The organism is Neobacillus niacini, assembly GCF_030817595.1.
Lineage (GTDB): Bacteria > Bacillota > Bacilli > Bacillales > Cytobacillaceae > Neobacillus > Neobacillus niacini_G.
This window is the reverse complement of sequence record NZ_JAUSZN010000001.1, coordinates 4,190,264-4,206,278: the sequence shown is the minus strand read 5'-3', so window position 1 is coordinate 4,206,278 and position 16,015 is coordinate 4,190,264. Positions and strand designations below refer to the sequence as shown.

30 protein-coding genes are annotated in these 16,015 nt (G+C 40.0%); all 30 read left to right on the top strand.

Annotation, left to right across the window (positions count from 1 at the left end; translation table 11 throughout):
- Positions 1–4 precede the first annotated feature (4 nt).
- The 30 genes from rplD (at position 5) to QFZ31_RS19790 (ending at position 16,006) form a co-directional block, all read left to right on the top strand.
- Positions 5–628 carry a 50S ribosomal protein L4 gene (gene rplD, locus QFZ31_RS19935; protein ID WP_179161260.1) on the top strand — a complete coding sequence of 208 codons (624 nt, stop codon included), beginning with the start codon at positions 5–7 and terminating at the stop codon, positions 626–628.
- The gene (gene rplW, locus QFZ31_RS19930) at positions 628–912 is read left to right on the top strand and encodes a 50S ribosomal protein L23 (RefSeq protein WP_034676080.1); all 285 of its coding nucleotides are present in this window, start codon (positions 628–630) and stop codon (positions 910–912) included. Before rplD ends, rplW begins: the two co-directional genes overlap by 1 nt.
- Before the next feature lie 30 nt (positions 913–942).
- Positions 943–1,773, top strand: coding sequence for a 50S ribosomal protein L2 (gene rplB, locus QFZ31_RS19925; protein WP_179603638.1), 831 nt, complete (start codon positions 943–945; stop codon positions 1,771–1,773).
- Between the two features lie 60 nt (positions 1,774–1,833).
- Entirely contained in the window at positions 1,834–2,112 is a 279-nt protein-coding gene (rpsS, locus tag QFZ31_RS19920; RefSeq protein ID WP_026574091.1) for a 30S ribosomal protein S19, read from the top strand.
- Between the two features lie 17 nt (positions 2,113–2,129).
- Positions 2,130–2,471 carry a 50S ribosomal protein L22 gene (gene rplV, locus QFZ31_RS19915; RefSeq protein ID WP_034676086.1) on the top strand — a complete coding sequence of 114 codons (342 nt, stop codon included), beginning with the start codon at positions 2,130–2,132 and terminating at the stop codon, positions 2,469–2,471.
- Between the two features lie 3 nt (positions 2,472–2,474).
- Positions 2,475–3,131, top strand: a complete 657-nt coding sequence (rpsC, locus tag QFZ31_RS19910; protein WP_179603639.1) for a 30S ribosomal protein S3 — start codon at positions 2,475–2,477, stop codon at positions 3,129–3,131.
- A 1-nt stretch (position 3,132) separates the two neighbouring features.
- The gene (rplP, locus tag QFZ31_RS19905; protein ID WP_034676090.1) at positions 3,133–3,567 is read left to right on the top strand and encodes a 50S ribosomal protein L16; all 435 of its coding nucleotides are present in this window, start codon (positions 3,133–3,135) and stop codon (positions 3,565–3,567) included.
- The gene (gene rpmC, locus QFZ31_RS19900; protein ID WP_034676094.1) at positions 3,557–3,757 is read left to right on the top strand and encodes a 50S ribosomal protein L29; all 201 of its coding nucleotides are present in this window, start codon (positions 3,557–3,559) and stop codon (positions 3,755–3,757) included. The genes rplP and rpmC overlap by 11 nt, the downstream gene beginning before the upstream one ends.
- Positions 3,758–3,779: 22 nt before the next feature.
- Positions 3,780–4,043 (top strand): 30S ribosomal protein S17, encoded by a 264-nt coding sequence (gene rpsQ, locus QFZ31_RS19895; protein WP_034676097.1) that lies wholly within the window; start codon positions 3,780–3,782, stop codon positions 4,041–4,043.
- Positions 4,044–4,084: 41 nt separating this feature from the next.
- Positions 4,085–4,453 (top strand): 50S ribosomal protein L14, encoded by a 369-nt coding sequence (rplN, locus tag QFZ31_RS19890; RefSeq protein WP_034676100.1) that lies wholly within the window; start codon positions 4,085–4,087, stop codon positions 4,451–4,453.
- 35 nt (positions 4,454–4,488) lie between these two features.
- Complete coding sequence (rplX, locus tag QFZ31_RS19885) at positions 4,489–4,797, top strand: 50S ribosomal protein L24 (protein WP_179603640.1); 309 nt, start codon at positions 4,489–4,491, stop codon at positions 4,795–4,797.
- 28 nt (positions 4,798–4,825) lie between these two features.
- Positions 4,826–5,365 (top strand): 50S ribosomal protein L5, encoded by a 540-nt coding sequence (gene rplE / locus QFZ31_RS19880; RefSeq protein ID WP_307306141.1) that lies wholly within the window; start codon positions 4,826–4,828, stop codon positions 5,363–5,365.
- Positions 5,366–5,389: 24 nt separating this feature from the next.
- Positions 5,390–5,575, top strand: a complete 186-nt coding sequence (locus QFZ31_RS19875) for a type Z 30S ribosomal protein S14 (RefSeq protein ID WP_034676107.1) — start codon at positions 5,390–5,392, stop codon at positions 5,573–5,575.
- A gap of 29 nt (positions 5,576–5,604) precedes the next feature.
- On the top strand, positions 5,605–6,003 hold the full coding sequence (gene rpsH, locus QFZ31_RS19870; protein WP_045516527.1) for a 30S ribosomal protein S8: 399 nt from the start codon (positions 5,605–5,607) through the stop codon (positions 6,001–6,003).
- A gap of 31 nt (positions 6,004–6,034) precedes the next feature.
- Positions 6,035–6,571 (top strand): 50S ribosomal protein L6, encoded by a 537-nt coding sequence (gene rplF, locus QFZ31_RS19865; protein ID WP_307306137.1) that lies wholly within the window; start codon positions 6,035–6,037, stop codon positions 6,569–6,571.
- Positions 6,572–6,603: 32 nt separating this feature from the next.
- A complete protein-coding gene (gene rplR, locus QFZ31_RS19860; protein WP_179603643.1) occupies positions 6,604–6,966 on the top strand; it encodes a 50S ribosomal protein L18 in 363 nt (120 codons plus the stop codon).
- A gap of 25 nt (positions 6,967–6,991) precedes the next feature.
- Positions 6,992–7,492 (top strand): 30S ribosomal protein S5, encoded by a 501-nt coding sequence (gene rpsE, locus QFZ31_RS19855; RefSeq protein ID WP_082799596.1) that lies wholly within the window; start codon positions 6,992–6,994, stop codon positions 7,490–7,492.
- Positions 7,493–7,505: 13 nt separating this feature from the next.
- Positions 7,506–7,688 (top strand): 50S ribosomal protein L30, encoded by a 183-nt coding sequence (gene rpmD, locus QFZ31_RS19850; protein WP_034676120.1) that lies wholly within the window; start codon positions 7,506–7,508, stop codon positions 7,686–7,688.
- A 32-nt stretch (positions 7,689–7,720) separates the two neighbouring features.
- On the top strand, positions 7,721–8,161 hold the full coding sequence (rplO, locus tag QFZ31_RS19845; RefSeq protein WP_307306135.1) for a 50S ribosomal protein L15: 441 nt from the start codon (positions 7,721–7,723) through the stop codon (positions 8,159–8,161).
- Positions 8,161–9,459 (top strand): preprotein translocase subunit SecY, encoded by a 1,299-nt coding sequence (secY, locus tag QFZ31_RS19840; protein ID WP_307306134.1) that lies wholly within the window; start codon positions 8,161–8,163, stop codon positions 9,457–9,459. Before rplO ends, secY begins: the two co-directional genes overlap by 1 nt.
- A 56-nt stretch (positions 9,460–9,515) precedes the next feature.
- Positions 9,516–10,166 carry an adenylate kinase gene (locus QFZ31_RS19835; RefSeq protein ID WP_307306132.1) on the top strand — a complete coding sequence of 217 codons (651 nt, stop codon included), beginning with the start codon at positions 9,516–9,518 and terminating at the stop codon, positions 10,164–10,166.
- Between the two features lie 276 nt (positions 10,167–10,442).
- Positions 10,443–10,661 carry a translation initiation factor IF-1 gene (infA, locus tag QFZ31_RS19830; RefSeq protein ID WP_034676129.1) on the top strand — a complete coding sequence of 73 codons (219 nt, stop codon included), beginning with the start codon at positions 10,443–10,445 and terminating at the stop codon, positions 10,659–10,661.
- A 36-nt stretch (positions 10,662–10,697) separates the two neighbouring features.
- Positions 10,698–10,811 carry a 50S ribosomal protein L36 gene (gene rpmJ, locus QFZ31_RS19825; protein ID WP_000868344.1) on the top strand — a complete coding sequence of 38 codons (114 nt, stop codon included), beginning with the start codon at positions 10,698–10,700 and terminating at the stop codon, positions 10,809–10,811.
- 23 nt (positions 10,812–10,834) lie between these two features.
- A complete protein-coding gene (gene rpsM / locus QFZ31_RS19820) occupies positions 10,835–11,200 on the top strand; it encodes a 30S ribosomal protein S13 (RefSeq protein WP_026565543.1) in 366 nt (121 codons plus the stop codon).
- A 21-nt stretch (positions 11,201–11,221) separates the two neighbouring features.
- Positions 11,222–11,611 carry a 30S ribosomal protein S11 gene (gene rpsK / locus QFZ31_RS19815; protein ID WP_024027886.1) on the top strand — a complete coding sequence of 130 codons (390 nt, stop codon included), beginning with the start codon at positions 11,222–11,224 and terminating at the stop codon, positions 11,609–11,611.
- 178 nt (positions 11,612–11,789) lie between these two features.
- On the top strand, positions 11,790–12,734 hold the full coding sequence (locus tag QFZ31_RS19810; protein ID WP_045516506.1) for a DNA-directed RNA polymerase subunit alpha: 945 nt from the start codon (positions 11,790–11,792) through the stop codon (positions 12,732–12,734).
- Positions 12,735–12,794: 60 nt separating this feature from the next.
- A complete protein-coding gene (rplQ, locus tag QFZ31_RS19805) occupies positions 12,795–13,157 on the top strand; it encodes a 50S ribosomal protein L17 (protein WP_045516505.1) in 363 nt (120 codons plus the stop codon).
- Between the two features lie 373 nt (positions 13,158–13,530).
- Positions 13,531–14,370: an energy-coupling factor ABC transporter ATP-binding protein gene (locus QFZ31_RS19800; RefSeq protein ID WP_307306127.1), complete on the top strand. Its 840-nt coding sequence runs from the start codon at positions 13,531–13,533 to the stop codon at positions 14,368–14,370.
- Complete coding sequence (locus QFZ31_RS19795; RefSeq protein WP_307306124.1) at positions 14,346–15,212, top strand: energy-coupling factor ABC transporter ATP-binding protein; 867 nt, start codon at positions 14,346–14,348, stop codon at positions 15,210–15,212. The genes QFZ31_RS19800 and QFZ31_RS19795 overlap by 25 nt, the downstream gene beginning before the upstream one ends.
- Positions 15,209–16,006 (top strand): energy-coupling factor transporter transmembrane component T family protein, encoded by a 798-nt coding sequence (locus QFZ31_RS19790; RefSeq protein WP_179603649.1) that lies wholly within the window; start codon positions 15,209–15,211, stop codon positions 16,004–16,006. Before QFZ31_RS19795 ends, QFZ31_RS19790 begins: the two co-directional genes overlap by 4 nt.
- Positions 16,007–16,015: the final 9 nt, after the last annotated feature.

The window sequence follows — 16,015 nt, the reverse complement described above, 5'->3', positions numbered from 1 at the left end:
AAGAATGCCTAAAGTTTCATTATTTAACCAAAACGGATCACAAGTTGGTGAAATCGAACTTAATGAATCAGTATTTGGTATCGAGCCTAACCAACACGTATTATTCGAAGCGATTGTTATGCAAAGAGCTTCTTTACGTCAAGGAACTCATAAAGTAAAAGTTCGTTCTGAGGTACGCGGTGGTGGACGTAAACCATGGCGTCAAAAAGGAACTGGTCGTGCTCGTCAAGGGTCTATCCGTTCTCCACAATGGCGCGGAGGTGGTACTGTTTTCGGTCCTACACCACGCAGCTACAGCTACAAATTACCTAAAAAGGTACGTCGCTTAGCGATTAAATCTGCACTATCTTCTAAAGTGTTAGAAGAGAATGTACTAGTATTAGAAAGCCTTGCTTTCGATGCTCCAAAAACAAAAGATTTCAAAACAGTATTAGGTGGTCTTTCTGTTGAGAAGAAAGCACTTATCGTTACTGCTGACCTTGATGAAAATGTAGCACTTTCTGCTCGTAACATTCCTGGTGTAACAGTTGTAACTGCTGACGGAATCAATGTTCTTGATGTAGTAAATCATGATAAATTAATCATGACGAAAGCTGCAGTTGAAAAAGTAGAGGAGGTGCTTGCATAATGGATGCACGCGATATCATTAAGCGCCCCGTTATCACTGAACGTTCTACTGACCTAATGGCTGAAAAGAAATATACGTTTGAAGTTGATGTGAGAGCTAACAAAACTCAAGTTAAAGATGCGATTGTTGAAATCTTTGGCGTAGAAGTTGAAAAAGTTAACATCATGAACTATAAAGGTAAATTCAAGCGCATGGGTAAATTCGGTGGTTACACTAACAAACGTCGTAAAGCAATTGTAAAACTAACTGCTGATAGCAAAGAAATCGAATTCTTTGAAGCATAATAAAAACTAACAAGAAGAGGAGGGAATAAAATGGCGATTAAAAAGTACAAACCTACCTCTAATGGTCGTCGCGGTATGACAGTTTCTGATTTCGCAGAAATCACAACTAGCACACCAGAAAAATCTCTATTAGCACCTTTAAAGAGAAAAGGCGGCCGTAATAACCAAGGTAAGTTAACTGTTCGTCATCAAGGTGGCGGCCATAAGCGTTCATACCGTATCATTGATTTCAAGCGTAACAAAGATGGCATTCCTGGACGCGTTGCCACTATCGAGTACGATCCAAACCGTTCCGCAAATATTGCATTAATCAACTATGTAGATGGTGAAAAGCGTTATATCCTAGCTCCTAAAAACCTAGTAGTAGGTATGGAAGTTATGTCTGGCCCTGAGGCAGATATTAAAGTAGGTAATGCATTACCATTAGCAAACATCCCTGTTGGTACAGTAGTACACAACATTGAGTTAAAACCAGGTAAGGGTGGCCAATTAGTACGTTCTGCTGGTACATCTGCTCAGGTTTTAGGTAAAGAAGGAAAATACGTACTTGTACGTTTAAATTCTGGTGAGGTTCGTATGATTCTTTCTGAGTGCCGCGCAACAATCGGTCAAGTAGGAAATGAGCAGCACGAACTTATCAACATTGGTAAAGCAGGACGCTCACGCTGGTTAGGCAAACGCCCTACAGTTCGTGGATCTGTTATGAACCCTAACGATCACCCACACGGTGGTGGTGAAGGACGTTCACCAATTGGACGTAAATCACCAATGTCTCCATGGGGTAAACCAACTCTTGGATTCAAAACTCGTAAGAAAAAGAATAAATCCGATAAGTTTATCGTACGTCGTCGTAAAAAATAACGGGATTGAACTACGGTTCAAAGATAGAGCCGTAGAACAATCACGAAGGGAGGTTCATCCATGGGTCGCAGCCTTAAAAAAGGACCATTTGTTGATGATCATTTAATGGTTAAGATCGAAAAGTTAAATGAAACTGAAGGTAAGCAAGTTGTAAAAACTTGGTCACGTCGTTCTACGATCTTCCCACAATTTATTGGCCACACAATCGCTGTTTATGATGGTCGCAAACATGTGCCTGTATATGTTACTGAAGACATGGTAGGACACAAGCTTGGAGAATTTGCTCCAACACGTGCTTACAAAGGCCATGGTAATGATGATAAGAAAACCAGACGTTAAGAGAGGAGGGCATCCAAATGCAAGCTAAAGCTGTTGCAAGAACAGTTCGTATTGCTCCTCGTAAAGCACGTTTAGTCGTAGATTTAATTCGAGGAAAGCAAGTTGGTGAAGCGGTGTCGATTTTAAATCACACTCCAAAGTTTGCTTCTCCAATCGTTGAAAAAGTATTGAAATCCGCTATGGCAAATGCCGAGCACAATTATGAAATGGACGTTAATAGCTTGGTAGTAACACAAGCTTTTGTAGACGAAGGACCAACGTTGAAACGTTTCCGTCCTCGCGCAATGGGCCGTGCAAGCCAGATCAACAAACGCACTAGCCACATCACAATCGTTCTATCAGAAAAGAAGGAGGGATAACCTGTGGGTCAAAAAGTAAATCCAGTCGGTTTGCGTATCGGAATCATCAAAGATTGGGAATCTAAATGGTACGCTGGTAAAGACTTCGCTGATCTTTTACACGAAGACCTTAAAATTCGTGAGTACATCACGAAGCGTTTGAAGGATGCTTCTGTTTCTAAAGTTGAAATCGAACGTGCGGCAAACCGTGTGAATGTAACAGTTCATACTGCTAAGCCTGGTATGGTTATCGGTAAAGGCGGTACTGAAGTTGAAGCACTTCGTAAAGCTCTAAATCAATTAACTGGCAAACGTGTTCACATCAACATTCTTGAAATCAAGAGAGCTGACCTTGATGCGAAACTAGTTGCTGAAAATATTGCTCGTCAATTAGAAAATCGTGTATCTTTCCGTCGTGCACAAAAGCAATCAATTCAACGTGCTATGCGTGCAGGCGCTAAAGGTATTAAAACAATGGTATCAGGTCGTCTTGGCGGCGCAGATATTGCTCGTTCAGAACAATATAGCGAAGGAACTGTTCCACTTCATACACTTCGCGCTGATATCGACTATGCTCATGCTGAAGCAGATACTACTTATGGTAAGCTTGGCGTAAAAGTATGGATCTATAAGGGAGAAGTCCTTCCTACTAAGAAGAAATCTGCGGAAGGAGGCAAATAATATGTTATTGCCAAAACGCGTTAAATATCGCCGTCAACACCGTGGGAAAATGCGTGGTAACGCTAAAGGTGGCACTGAAGTAACATTCGGTGAATTCGGCTTACAAGCAACTGAAGCTTCTTGGATCACTAATCGCCAAATCGAAGCCGCACGTATTGCAATGACTCGTTACATGAAACGTGGCGGTAAAGTTTGGATTAAAATCTTCCCTCACAAGCCTTATACTGCAAAACCTCTAGAGGTGCGGATGGGTTCCGGTAAAGGGGCACCTGAAGGCTGGGTAGCTGTTGTTAAGCCTGGTAAAGTAATGTTTGAAATTGCTGGTGTTTCTGAAGAAGTAGCACGTGAAGCACTTCGTCTTGCTATGCACAAACTTCCTGTTAAATGTAAGTTTGTAAAACGTGAAGAAATTGGTGGTGAATCAAATGAGAGCTAATGAAATTAAAGACCTTACCACTGCCGAAATTGAACAAAAAGTTAAATCTTTAAAAGAAGAGCTTTTCAACCTTCGCTTCCAATTAGCGACTGGACAACTTGAAAATACAGCTCGCATTCGTGAAGTACGCAAAGCGATTGCTCGCATGAAAACTGTGATTCGTGAAAGAGAAATCAGCGTTAACAAGTAATATTTGAGAGGAGGTTCACAGAATGAGTGAACGTAATCAGCGCAAAGTTTACACTGGACGCGTGGTTTCTGACAAAATGGATAAAACCATTACTGTATTAGTCGAAACTTACAAAAAGCATCCTCTTTACGGTAAACGCGTTAAGTACTCTAAAAAGTTTAAAGCTCATGATGAGCAAAATGAAGCAAAAATCGGCGATATCGTACGTATCATGGAAACTCGTCCGCTTTCAGCTACTAAACGCTTCCGTTTAGTTGAAGTTACAGAAAAAGCAGTTATTATTTAATTGTTCGGATTAAAGCTCTATTCCGAAGGGAGGTTACACACATGATTCAACAAGAATCACGTTTAAAAGTTGCTGATAACTCTGGTGCTCGTGAGGTACTTACCATTAAAGTTCTTGGTGGTTCTGGCCGTAAAACAGCGGGTATCGGTGATGTTATCGTATGTACAGTGAAACAAGCAACACCTGGTGGCGTTGTTAAAAAGGGTGACGTTGTTAAAGCCGTTATCGTTCGTACGAAAAGCGGTGCTCGTCGACCTGATGGATCATACATTCGTTTCGATGAAAACGCATGTGTAATTATCAAGGATGATAAGAGCCCACGTGGAACTCGTATCTTCGGACCAGTTGCTCGTGAACTTCGCGATAACAACTTTATGAAAATCGTTTCCTTGGCTCCAGAAGTACTATAATTTAAATTCAATTGCCTTTAAGGAGGTGCTTACGAATGCATGTTAAAAAGGGTGACAAAGTAAGAGTTATCTCCGGTAAGGATAAAGGCAAAACAGGAGTAATCCTAGCAGCCTATCCTAAAGATAGCCGTGTACTAGTAGAAGGTGTTAACATCGTGAAAAAACACGCTAAACCTTCTCAAGTGAATCCACAAGGCGGAATTTTGAGCTTTGAGGCACCAATTCATGTATCAAACGTTATGCCTATCGACCCTAAATCTGGTAACCCAACTCGTGTAGGTTACTCAACGGTTGATGGTAAAAAAGTACGCGTAGCAAAATCCGGTGAAGTATTAGATAAATAGTCTAAATTTTAGAAGGGAGGTACAATAAGTGAACCGCCTAAAAGAAAAATTTGTAAAAGAAGTTACTCCTGCTCTTATGAGCAAGTTCAACTATAAATCAGTAATGCAAGTTCCTCAACTTGATAAAATTGTTATTAACATGGGTGTTGGTGACGCAGTAGCAAATGCTAAAGCTTTAGACAATGCTGTTGAAGAACTAGCTATTATTACAGGACAAAAGCCTGTAGTAACTCGTGCTAAGAAATCAATCGCTGGCTTCCGTCTTCGTGAAGGTATGCCAATTGGTGCAAAAGTTACACTTCGCGGTGAGCGTATGTACGAATTCTTGGATAAATTAGTTGCTGTTTCTTTACCTCGTGTTCGTGACTTCCGTGGTGTTTCTAAGAAATCATTCGATGGTCGCGGTAACTATACTTTGGGTGTTAAAGAACAATTAATCTTTCCTGAAATTGATTACGATAAAGTAAGCAAAGTTCGTGGTATGGATATCGTTATCGTAACGACAGCTAACACTGATGAAGAAGCACGTGAACTGTTAACTCAATTTGGAATGCCATTCCAAAAGTAATCGTTAAATAATGGAGGCGAAAACGTGGCTAAAAAGTCAATGATTGCGAAACAAAAGCGCACGCCTAAATATGCAGTACAAGAGTATACACGCTGCGAACGTTGTGGCCGTCCACACTCTGTATACCGTAAATTTAAGCTTTGTCGTATTTGTTTCCGCGAATTAGCGTACAAAGGACAAATTCCTGGTGTTAAAAAAGCCAGCTGGTAAAACCCAATTCTGGGAAGGAGGTAAAAATAATGGTCATGACAGATCCAATTGCTGATTTGCTTACTCGCATTCGTAATGCGAATATGGTGCGTCACGAAAAGTTAGAAGTGCCTGCTTCTAATATTAAAAAAGAAATCGCTGAAATCTTAAAGCGTGAAGGTTTCGTTCGTGATGTCGAATTTATCGAAGACAATAAACAAGGTATCATCCGTATCTTCTTAAAGTACGGTTCAAATAACGAACGTGTTATCACTGGTCTTAAGCGCATAAGCAAGCCTGGACTTAGAGTTTATGCAAAATCTACTGAGGTGCCACGTGTTCTTAACGGACTTGGTATCGCACTAGTATCAACTTCAAATGGTGTTATAACTGATAAAGAAGCTCGTGCTAAACAAATTGGCGGAGAAGTTTTAGCTTACGTTTGGTAATATAGTTTCTGAATGAATGGAGGTGCACTAAATGTCTCGCGTAGGAAAAAAACCTATTGAAATCCCTACAGGTGTTACGGTTACTTTAAATAATAGTACCGTTACTGTTAAAGGACCAAAAGGCGAACTTACTCGCTCTTTTAGCCCAGATATTGATATTAAAGTTGAAGAAAACCTTATTACGATCACTCGTCCATCGGACGTGAAAGAACACCGCGCATTGCACGGAACTACTCGTGCGGTAATCGCGAACATGGTCGAAGGTGTTTCCAAAGGCTTCGAAAGAAAATTAGAATTAATCGGGGTTGGATACCGTGCTCAAAAGCAAGGTAACAAGCTTGTATTAAACGTTGGATATTCTCATCCGGTTGAAATTGAACCAGAAACAGGCCTTGAAATCGAAGTACCGGCTAATACAAAGATTACTATTAAAGGTACTGACAAAGAACGTGTTGGTGCATTAGCAGCCAATATTCGTCAAGTTCGTCCTCCAGAGCCTTATAAAGGTAAAGGAATTCGTTACGAAGGCGAATTTGTTCGTCGTAAAGAAGGTAAAACTGGTAAGTAATGCCGCATAGGTAAACGAAAGGAGTGACGTAAATGATTACGAAGCTTGACAAAAATGCTAGTCGCAAGAAGAGACATGCTCGTGTTCGTGCGAAACTTAGCGGTACTGCTGCTCGTCCACGTCTAAATGTTTTTCGTTCTAACAAGCATCTTTATGCTCAATTAATCGATGATATGAGTGGAACTACATTAGCAAGTGCTTCTACTATGGAAAAAGATCTTAACCTTGAATCTACAAGCAATGTTGAAGCAGCTAAGTTGGTCGGAGAATTAGTCGCTAAACGTGCGGTAGAAAAGGGTATCACTGCTGTTGTCTTTGACCGTGGAGGATACCTTTATCATGGACGTATCCAAGCACTAGCTGATGCAGCCCGTGAAAACGGCTTACAATTTTAATAGACAAAGGAGGGACACATAAATGATACGTCGTATTGATCCAAACAAACTTGAACTAGAAGAACGCGTTGTAACGGTTAACCGTGTAGCGAAAGTTGTTAAGGGTGGTCGTCGTTTTCGCTTCACTGCTCTAGTAGTAGTTGGGGATAAAAACGGTCATGTTGGTTTCGGTACTGGTAAAGCTCAAGAAGTACCAGATGCGATTCGTAAAGCAATCGAAGACGCGAAGAAGAACTTAATCGAAGTGCCAATGGTTGGAACTACTGTTCCTCACCAAGTTATTGGACGTTTTGGTGCTGGTGAAATTCTTCTAAAGCCTGCTTCAGAAGGTACAGGAGTTATCGCTGGCGGTCCAGTCCGTGCTGTTCTAGAATTAGGCGGGGTAGGAGATATCCTATCTAAATCTTTAGGAACCAACACTCCAATTAATATGGTACGTGCAACGATCGATGGCTTAAAACAATTAAAACGCGCTGAAGACGTAGCCAAGTTACGTGGTAAATCAGTAGAAGAACTACTAGGGTAAGGAGGGAAATCAAATGGCAAACAAACTATTAATTACCCTCAACCGCAGCGTAATTGGTCGCCCTGAAGACCAACGCGCGACAGTTACTGCTCTAGGTTTACGTAAATTAAATCAAACAGTTGAGCACCAAGATAATGCTGCAATCCGCGGTATGATTACAAAAGTTGCTCACCTTGTAACAGTAAAAGAACAATAATTGATTGTTTTCTTTCATAAGGAGGTGCCAATATGAAACTTCATGAACTAAAACCTGCTGAGGGTTCTCGTAAAGAACGTAAACGTTTAGGACGCGGTATCGGATCTGGTCAAGGTAAGACTGCTGGTAAAGGTCATAAAGGTCAAAATGCTCGTTCCGGCGGCGGTGTCCGTCTTGGTTTCGAGGGTGGTCAAACACCTTTATTCCGTCGTTTACCAAAACGTGGTTTTACTAATATCAACCGTAAAGATTACGCAATTGTAAACCTTGATGTTCTTAATCAGTTTGAAGAGGGTACAGAAGTTACTCCAGAACTTCTAATTGAAACTGGTCTTGTTAAGAACGAAAAAGCAGGAATTAAGATTCTTGCAAAAGGGAACGTAGAGAAAAAACTTACAGTTAAAGCTCATAAATTCTCCTCTACCGCCAAAGAAGCAATTGAAGCTGTAGGTGGAACTACTGAGGTGATCTAATGTTCCAGACAATCTCCAATTTTATGCGCGTGGCTGAAATTAGAAGAAAAATTATTTTTACTCTTTTAATGTTAATCGTATTTCGACTAGGCAGTTTTATTCCTGTTCCGAATGTAAATGCTGAAATTTTGGCAGCACAAGATAAATTAAGTGTCTTTGGGATCTTAAATACCTTTGGTGGTGGAGCGTTGCAAAACTTCTCCATCCTTGCTATGGGTATTACGCCTTACATCACTGCTTCCATTATTATTCAGCTTTTACAAATGGATGTAGTTCCGAAATTTACGGAATGGTCAAAGCAAGGGGATACTGGACGTCGTAAGTTAGCTCAGTTTACACGATATTTCACGATTGTGCTTGGCTTTATTCAAGCTTTAGGTATGTCTTATGGCTTTAATAATATGGCGAACGGTCAGTTGATTAATAATCCTGGAATTGGTACTTATTTATTAATAGCAGTTGTTTTAACTGCTGGTACTGCATTTCTGATGTGGCTAGGTGAGCAAATTACTGAAAAGGGTGTTGGAAATGGTATTTCCATTATCATCTTTGCTGGTATCGTTGCAAGTATTCCTAATACAGTAAATCAGATTTATGTACAGCAGTTTGAAAATGCTGGTGAGCAATTATTCCTCCGTATTGTTACGGTTGTTTTAATTCTTTTAGCTGTAATTGCAATAGTGGTAGGTACTATTTTCATTCAACAAGCAACAAGAAAAATTCCAATACAGTATGCGAAACAAAGAGCTATTAACGGACGTAATGCAGGGGCGCAGCAATCCACTCATATGCCGTTAAAAGTGAATGCAGCTGGTGTTATCCCTGTAATCTTTGCAGTTTCCTTCATTGTAACTCCTAGAACAGTTGCTTCATTTTTTCCAACTAATGATGTAACCCTATGGATTACAAGAGTTTTTGATTATTCCCATCCTATTGGAATGACATTATATGCTGCTCTGATTATCGCTTTCACGTATTTTTATGCTTTTATTCAGGTTAACCCTGAACAAGCGGCAGAAAACTTACAGAAGCAAAGCGGTTATATCCCTGGTATAAGACCAGGCAGGAGTACACAGGAATACTTAACACGGGTACTATATCGTTTAACATTTGTGGGTGCTATTTTCTTAACAGTAATTGCGATTCTGCCGATTATTTTTGTTAATGTGGCGAATTTACCGCAATCAGCTCAAATTGGGGGAACAAGCTTGCTTATCGTCGTCGGTGTTGCACTTGATACGATGAAACAACTTGAAGCGCAGCTCGTTAAACGTCATTATAAAGGCTTTATTAAATAAATGGTTTCGGGGACTTATGTTCCCTAAACCAATAAATAGCACGAGGGGGAACACGTGTGAATTTAGTATTAATGGGGCTTCCGGGTGCTGGAAAAGGTACTCAAGCCGAACAAATCGTCGAACAATACGGCATCCCTCATATCTCTACTGGAGATATGTTCCGTGCAGCGATGAAAGAAGGAACAGAACTAGGTTTAGAAGCTAAGTCTTTCATGGACAAAGGCGAACTTGTTCCTGATGAAGTAACAATCGGCATTGTTCGTGAACGTTTAAGTAAAGATGATTGTAAAAACGGCTTTTTACTTGATGGCTTTCCTAGAACGGTACCTCAAGCAGAAGCATTAGAAAACTTATTATCTGATTTAGATAAAAAGATAGATTATGTAATCAACATTAATGTTGATAAAAGTATTTTAATGGATCGTTTGACTGGCCGTCGTATCTGTAAAGAGTGCGGGTCAACATATCATTTAGTATTTAACCCTCCTGCAAAAGAGGGAACTTGCGACAAATGTGGCGGGGAGCTCTACCAAAGAGCAGATGATAATGCTGAAACCGTTCAAAACCGTTTAGACGTGAATATCAAACAACAAGAACCATTACTTACTTTCTACGAAACAAAAGGTTACCTGCGCACAATTGATGGTCAGCAGGACATTACTAAAGTATTTGCTGCTATCCAGCAATTGGTTAAGGACCTACGTTAATGGCCATTAGTTTAAGCGGACAGTCGACTCTCGAACATCTCTTCAATATGCTTCAAAAGTATGTGGATGTAAATGGCTTTTCTATTGTACGGAGTATGTAGGACCGAGAGTTGGGCAAGACTTACATGTGGAATTAACTTTCCAAAAAATGTAGAATTTACTTGCGGACAGAAAACAAACGTTATGTTAAAATTATAAGGTTGCTATTGTACGAATGAAAAGAATTTGCTATGCATTTTCGAACATAATAGTTGATTTGAGAAGGGAGACGAATTAATGGCCAAAGATGATGTAATTGAAATTGAAGGTAAAGTACTTGAAACTTTGCCAAATGCAATGTTTAAGGTAGAATTAGAAAATGGTCATACCGTGCTAGCTCATGTTTCTGGTAAAATCCGAATGCACTTCATTCGCATCCTTCCGGGTGACAAAGTTACTGTCGAGCTTTCTCCATATGACTTAACACGCGGAAGAATTACTTACCGCTTTAAATAATTGCTTGCACTCCGTATTACTAAGGAGGTTAGGATAATGAAAGTAAGACCATCTGTTAAACCGATCTGCGAAAAGTGCAAAGTTATCCGTAGACGCGGTAAAGTCATGGTTATCTGTGAAAACCCTAAACATAAACAAAAACAAGGTTAATCTTGAAGGAGGTGCGCTCATTTATGGCACGTATTGCTGGTGTAGATATTCCACGTGAAAAACGTGTAGTTATCTCTTTAACTTACATTTATGGTATTGGTAAAAATACTGCACAAAAAGTATTAGCAGAAGCTGGCGTTTCTGAAGATACTCGAGTGCGTGATTTAACTGAAGACGAACTAAACAAAATCCGTGATATCATCGACAAATTAAAAGTTGAAGGTGACCTTCGCCGTGAAATTTCTCTTAACATTAAGCGTTTAATGGAGATTGGCTGCTACCGCGGATTACGTCATCGTCGTGGTTTACCGGTTCGTGGACAAAACACGAAAAACAACGCTCGTACACGCAAAGGTCCTCGTAAGACTGTTGCGAACAAGAAGAAGTAATCGGCAAAGGAGGTTATTTAAATGGCACGTAAAACTAATACACGTAAACGTCGTGTTAAAAAGAATATTGAATCAGGGATTGCACATATCCGTTCAACATTTAACAATACTATCGTAACAATTACTGATGTACATGGTAATGCAATTTCTTGGTCAAGTGCTGGTGCGCTTGGATTTAGAGGTTCTCGTAAATCTACTCCATTCGCAGCACAAATGGCTGCTGAAACTGCTGCTAAGACATCTATCGAACACGGTATGAAAACTCTTGAAGTTACAGTTAAAGGACCTGGTGCAGGTCGTGAGGCTGCTATTCGTGCATTGCAAGCTGCAGGTCTTGAAGTAACAGCTATTAAAGACGTTACTCCAGTTCCTCATAACGGATGCCGTCCACCAAAACGCCGTCGTGTTTAATTTTTCTGTATAGAATTTGTATCCTGCGTCTATAATGGGATATGATACTGATTTTTTTCACTATAACAGAAAAATTATTCCAGTTGTTGTGCACAAAACGGGAACGTATACATGGGGGAATTTCGATTAGCTTTTTAAACTAGTCGAGGTTTTCGACGTTTTGAAGGAGGGTTATTTGATGATCGAAATAGAAAAACCAAAAATCGAAACGGTTGAGATCAACGATGATGCCAAGTACGGGAAGTTCGTCGTAGAACCACTTGAGCGTGGATATGGTACCACTTTGGGTAACTCCTTACGTCGTATCCTATTATCTTCACTCCCAGGTGCCGCTGTTACATCGATTCAGGTCGATGGGGTACTTCATGAGTTCTCAACAATTGAAGGCGTCGTAGAGGATGTAACATCCATCATTTTAAACATTAAAAAATTAGCTTTAAAAATCTATTCTGATGAAGAAAAAACTCTTGAAATTGATGTTCAAGGTGAAGGACCAGTAAAGGCTGGAAACATTACTCATGATAGTGATGTTGAAATCTTAAATCCTGACCTTCATATTGCTACACTAGCTTCAAGTGGTCACCTTCGCATGCGTTTAACAGCTAAGCGTGGACGTGGTTACACTCCAGCTGAGCAAAATAAGCGTGAAGATCAGCCAATTGGTGTAATACCAATCGATTCTATTTTCACTCCTGTTTCTCGTGTGTCTTATCAGATAGAAAATACTCGTGTGGGTCAAATGACAAACTATGATAAGCTAACGCTTGATGTTTGGACAGATGGTAGCACAGGGCCTAAAGAAGCTATTGCTCTTGGTTCAAAGATTTTAACCGAGCATTTAAACATTTTCGTTGGTTTAACTGACGAAGCACAAAATGCTGAGATTATGATCGAAAAAGAAGAGGATCAAAAAGAAAAAGTCCTTGAAATGACGATCGAAGAACTGGATTTATCCGTTCGTTCATATAACTGCTTAAAGCGTGCCGGAATCAATACTGTTCAGGAACTAGCTAATAAAACTGAAGAAGATATGATGAAAGTACGTAACTTAGGCCGTAAATCACTTGAAGAAGTGAAGGCAAAACTAGAAGAGCTTGGATTAGGCTTACGTAAGGATGACTAATTAGTCTGTTTTATTACTAACTAATCCGTTTAATGACTTCAACAAAGGAGGGAACCCTTCATGGCATACAGAAAGTTAGGACGCACAAGCGCACAGCGTAAAGCTATGCTTCGTGATTTAACTACAGATTTAATTATCAATGAGCGCATTGAGACAACAGAAACTCGCGCGAAGGAACTTCGTGGTACTGTTGAGAAAATGATCACTCTAGGTAAACGTGGTGACTTACATGCTCGCCGTCAAGCTGCTTCTTACGTACGTAACGAAGTTGCTGATGCTGAAAAAGGTACAGATGCACTACAAAAACTTTTCACTGATATCGCTCCACGTTATTCAGAGCGCCAAGGTGGATACACTCGTATTATGAAACTTGGACCACGCCGCGGCGATGGTGCACCAATGGTAATTATCGAGTTAGTTTAATACCGAAAAAACAGACAACAAGGGCGCTGGACAGTTTAGTTACAAACTTGTTCTTGAGCCCTTTTTCTGTATAAACTTAATATTTCTTTTATGAACCAAGCCAAAAAGAGTGTTATGATGAGCGTGACCCTATGTTCTTAGGGCATGTTGGGAGAAGAATACTTTCTCCTTGGAAAGATGAATGAAAGCCTTTTATTTTTCTTTTTCGCGTCTCGTCTAGCTCATGCACCTCCTCCCATTTCTTTTTAGAAATCCCGTTTATGCGGCAGAATTTATTCGTAATTCTGCCAGAGGGGCGAGGTGCAGGCTTTTTTTGTATTCTTCGAAGCTGGCATAGAAAAGTATGAATAGGTGAGTTGAGAGGAGAAGTTTTATGAGGGAGTCAATTGTTTCTTTAAAGAATGTGTCTTTTCAATATGAGAACCAACCCAGCTATGCTCTCCATGATGTAAGCTTTGACATCCATGAAGGTGAATGGTTAGCCATTGTCGGTCATAATGGATCAGGTAAATCAACGATGGCAAAGCTATTAAATGGCTTACAATTTCCACAGAATGGCGAAATTTTCGTTTGTGGGATTAAATTAACGGAAGAGTCCATCTGGGAGATAAGAAAAAAATTAGGAATGGTCTTTCAAAATCCTGATAATCAGTTTGTTGGTACAACTGTGCAGGATGATGTGGCTTTTGGTTTAGAAAACCATGGAATCCCAAGGGATGATATGATCTTAAGGGTTGAAGATTCTTTAAAGAAAGTCAAAATGGACCATTTTCTTAATCAAGAGCCGCACCATCTATCCGGTGGGCAAAAGCAACGGGTTGCGATAGCTGGCGTTCTTGCTTTGAGACCATCAATCATTATCCTAGATGAGGCTACATCGATGCTTGATCCAAAAGGGAGAGGCGAAGTCTTAGAAACCGTACGAGCTTTAAAGGAAGAGAAGTCCCTTACTGTCATCTCCATTACACATGATTTAGAAGAAGCAGCTAAAGCTGATAGAATTATTGTGATGAATCAAGGTCAAGTATATCGTGAGGGCAGTCCAGAGGATATATTTTCAATGGATGATGAATTGATTCATCTTGGGCTTGATATACCTTTTTCTATCAAAATGAGTAATGCATTCCGGGAAAAAGGGATTGACCTATCGAAGCACTATTTATCGGAAGAAGAGTTGGTGAATGAGCTATGGACATTTCGCTCCAAAGTATAGAGTACCGTTATCAGGCGAACACTCCTTTTGAACGTTTAGCCATTAAAGATGTGTCTATTGAAATCCCAACAGGAACATATATGGCGTTAATAGGCCATACTGGTTCTGGAAAGTCTACCGTTTTACAGCATTTAAATGCCCTGCTGCTTCCGACCGAAGGAACCGTCGTGATTGGAAACCATGAAGTCAAAGCCAAGCAGAAAAATAAGAATTTAAGACAGATTAGACAAAAGGTTGGGATTGTCTTTCAATTTCCAGAGCATCAATTATTTGAGGAAACCGTTGAAAAAGATATTATTTTTGGCCCTATGAATTTTGGTGTTTCAGAGGCAGAAGCAAAAGAAAGGGCTCGGCTTGCTTTACAACAAGTTGGATTGTCCGAGGAGATATTAGAAAAGTCTCCATTTGATTTGTCTGGCGGTCAGATGCGTCGCGTTGCTATTGCAGGTGTTCTTGCTATGGAGCCCGACTGTCTCGTTCTAGATGAACCGACAGCTGGTTTAGATCCTCGTGGTCGTAAAGAGATTATGGATATGTTTTATTCACTTCATAAAGAGAGAAACCTGTCTACCATACTGGTAACACATAGTATGGAGGATGCTGCTAAGTACGCTGACCAAATTGTTATTATGCAGCAAGGACATGTTGTAAAACAAGGAACACCTATTGAAATCTTTTCGTCCGTTTCTGAGCTGGTTGAAATGGGTCTAGATGTACCAGAAGTTGTCCGTTTTCAACTAAGTCTAGAAGAAAAGCTTGGTGTTAAACTAGGAGCCACCTATCTTTCAATTGAGGAGCTTTCTACTGCAGTTACAGAATTGTTAAGAGGTGCACCAGTATGATGGAAAAAATGATCATTGGGAGATATGTTCCCGCAGAAAGTCTAGTTCATCGAATGGACCCTCGGTCAAAGCTTATTATCATTTTCTTATTCGTATGTGTCATCTTTCTTGCAAATAACTTTTTTACCTATGCACTAATTGGGATTTATACTTTTTTAATGCTCGGTTTATCTCGAATTCCCTTTCGTTTTTTATATGCGGGTTTAAAACCAGTTCTCTGGTTAGTGTTGTTTACTTTACTCTTACAAGTGTTCTTTACAAAAGAAGGAAGTTTATTGTATGAGTTTGGTCCAATTAAGATTTATGAAGAAGGAGTCAGACAGGGGATTTTTATTTCGATGAGATTCTTTTTCTTAATCTTGATGACTAGTTTGCTTACATTGACGACAACGCCAATAGAAATAACGGATGGGCTGGAAACTCTTCTAAATCCATTGAAAAAAGTTCGTTTTCCGGTACATGAAATGGCCCTCATGATGTCTATATCACTACGGTTTATTCCAACCCTAATGCAAGAAACTGACAAGATTATGAAGGCACAAATCGCTCGAGGAGTGGAGTTTTCAAGCGGTCCAGTGAAAGAAAGAATTAAAGCTGTCATTCCTTTACTAATTCCCCTTTTTGTTAGCTCTTTTAAGCGTGCTGAGGAGCTTGCTATTGCCATGGAAGCTAGAGGGTACCGTGGAGGCGAAGGAAGGACAAAATACCGTCTGCTGAGTTGGAAACTTGCTGACACACTGCAACTTTTGATTCTTGCTATTCTTACGATATTATTAATCCTATTACGTTCATAATGGAGCTTA